Origin of the sequence: Nocardiopsis sp. TNDT3, from assembly GCF_003427465.1 — a bacterium.
Taxonomy (GTDB): domain Bacteria; phylum Actinomycetota; class Actinomycetes; order Streptosporangiales; family Streptosporangiaceae; genus Nocardiopsis; species Nocardiopsis dassonvillei.
Genome location: NZ_QPFC01001137.1, coordinates 1 through 1,825, shown reverse-complemented (window position 1 = coordinate 1,825; position 1,825 = coordinate 1). Strand labels below are relative to the sequence as shown.

The following is a 1,825-nucleotide window of genomic DNA, read 5'->3' as shown; positions in this document are numbered from 1 at the left end:
GTCTGTCGGGAGCGTCCGCTAGAACGGGAACCCCTGCCCCCGGCACCAGTGTTCCCGACAGGAGAGGCCGCCCCATGAGTCACAGCCCCGGACGCCCCGAGGACCTGCCCCGCCCGGAGGTGCTGTGGGCCCGCGCCGGGGCGCTGGCCGCGCTGATGGCGGGGTTGGAGGACGACCTCGGGATCCTCTCCCTGGAGGACGGGGTACTGCGCTACCACGACGGCGGCAGCAGCGACTGGTACCTGGCCTGGTGCGGCGGTGACGGCCGGGCCGTGATCGTCGGCTACGACCGCGACACCAGCGACAGCACGGACAACGGCAAGCGCCCCGTCGACCTGTTCGCCGAGGCGCCCGACTGGCTGCCCTGGGAGTGGATCGCGGCCCACGAGGCGCGCACGAACGTCGGGTTCGCCTACTGGTGGGACGGGCGGGCGTGGGCGCGCGGCCCCTACCCCGACGACTGGGAGGGCGACGGGCTGCGCCTGGACCGGTACGCGTCGGTGGAGGCGGCCGTGGACGCGGTCGTCGGGCTGCTCTTCGAGGGGTTCGCTCCCGAGGACGAGCACGGGGAGGCGCTGCTCCCGGAGCCGGGCGCCGCCCTCATGCGGCGCGCGCGGGAGGGCACGGTGGACGCGGACTCGCTCGCGGCGGTGCTGAGCGTCCTCGACACCCAGTGCACGGACGAGGACGACGAATACGAGGCCCCCGGGTGGGACGCCGGGGCCGCGCTGGCGGCGGCCGAGCGGCTCGGGCTGACCCCGGGGTCGCGCCTCCCCTTCCTCCCCCTCGGCGAGGCCGGGCCCGAACGCCCCGCGCGCCCGGTCATCAGTGAGAGGACGCGGTCGCTGCTGCTGTGGGACGCGCTCCGCCGGGAGCCGGAACGGGACCGGCCCCCGGTCCCCGAGACCGGCGAGCTTCTCCGTGTCCTGGAACGGGTACGCGCGCTGGGTCTGGCCGAGGGCGGCGAGGCCGTCGTGGAGTACACCTTCGCGGGGGAACGGAGGGTCCTCGACGCGTCCGGCGAGGAGTTCAAGGACTACGACACGGACCTGATGGACGGCCTCGACGCCCTGCGCGCGGCCGAGGACGTCCGGGGACGCGGCCGGTGGCTGTACCTGCGACTGGCCGTGTCGGAGGAGGGGTACGACGCCCGGCGCCGCTACGACCGCTGGCCGGAGGAGGCTCACGAACACCTCGTCGGCTACCTGCCGGAGACGGCGTACCGGCTGAACGGGGAGGGCGCCCTGCGGGCTCCGGAGTGGCGGCCCGCGTGGGCGGAGCTGGTGGAGGACGAGACCCTCGTGCGCCCGCCCGCCCCGACGCCGTCCGAACGGCCGAGCCGACCGGTGGCCGTCCTGGACGAGGAGGGGCAGCGTGAGCTGCTGGAGAGGATCGCGGGGTTCCTGCCGAGGCCGGAGGGCTGGCGGGAGGCCGTGCTGGACGCCCGGTTCCTGGTCGGCTACGAACGGCTGCGGGTGAGGGTGGTCCTGGAGGACGGGACCGTGCGCGAGGGGCGCGGGCACTACCGGCTCCCCGACCTGGTGCGGAACCTGCGGGCGGGCATGTACCGGCCGGACCGGGGCGCCTGGTTCGGCCTCCGGTACACCGTGGACCTGGACGGAAGCCGGGTGGAGGCCGACCACGACTCCGAGCCCGCCTTCGACATGGCCCCGCTGGACTTCGACTACGCCCTGGACCAGGCGTACTACCCGCGTTCGGGGGAGCACGTCCCCGCCTGGCTGGCGGAGCGCCTGGCCGCCGCGCGCGGCTGAGTGCCGGGCGGGGCCGGGCGCTCCGGGGCGGGCGACGCCGGGGCCCCAGGGGG

1 protein-coding gene is annotated in these 1,825 nt (G+C 75.7%); it reads left to right on the top strand.

The annotated features are described in order from the left end of the window. Positions 1–74 precede the first annotated feature (74 nt). A complete protein-coding gene (locus DQW06_RS24785; protein ID WP_117199412.1) occupies positions 75–1,772 on the top strand; it encodes a hypothetical protein in 1,698 nt (565 codons plus the stop codon). Positions 1,773–1,825: the final 53 nt, after the last annotated feature.

Excerpts from the sequence above, each read along its gene's own strand:
- DQW06_RS24785 (WP_117199412.1), top strand. The coding sequence starts at position 75 with ATGAGTCACAGCCCCGGACGCCCCGAGGACCTGCCCCGCCCGGAGGTG.